The organism is Mesorhizobium sp. M1A.T.Ca.IN.004.03.1.1 (genome assembly GCF_003997555.1).
Classification (GTDB): Bacteria; Pseudomonadota; Alphaproteobacteria; order Rhizobiales; family Rhizobiaceae; genus Mesorhizobium.
On sequence record NZ_RZTV01000402.1, the window covers coordinates 1 to 267 of the forward strand.

At 64.0% G+C, this 267-nt stretch carries 1 pseudogene; it reads left to right on the plus strand.

The features are described from left to right. Nucleotides 1-267, plus strand: a pseudogene (locus tag EOD29_RS32165) (alpha/beta hydrolase); the annotation flags it as partial.

A 267-nucleotide genomic window follows, 5' to 3' on the forward strand; every position in this document is an offset into this window, starting at 1 on the left:
GACGCCGATGGCTGTCGTAGCACTGCTGACGACGTGGCTAGAGACAACGACGACGGAGACATCCGCCGCCCAATCGCCGGTAGCGATCGACAGCCTGCCGCTTGCCGGCGATGGTTTTGCGGAAACGCCGGTCCGTTTCGGAAGCCATAATCATCTGGTCGGCGTCGTCAGCCGGCCGCTCGGCGAGATCAAGGGTAATGCCGTGCTCTTCCTGTCGACGGCCTACGACCGGCATGCCGGCTGGGGACGGACGACGGTTGATATGGC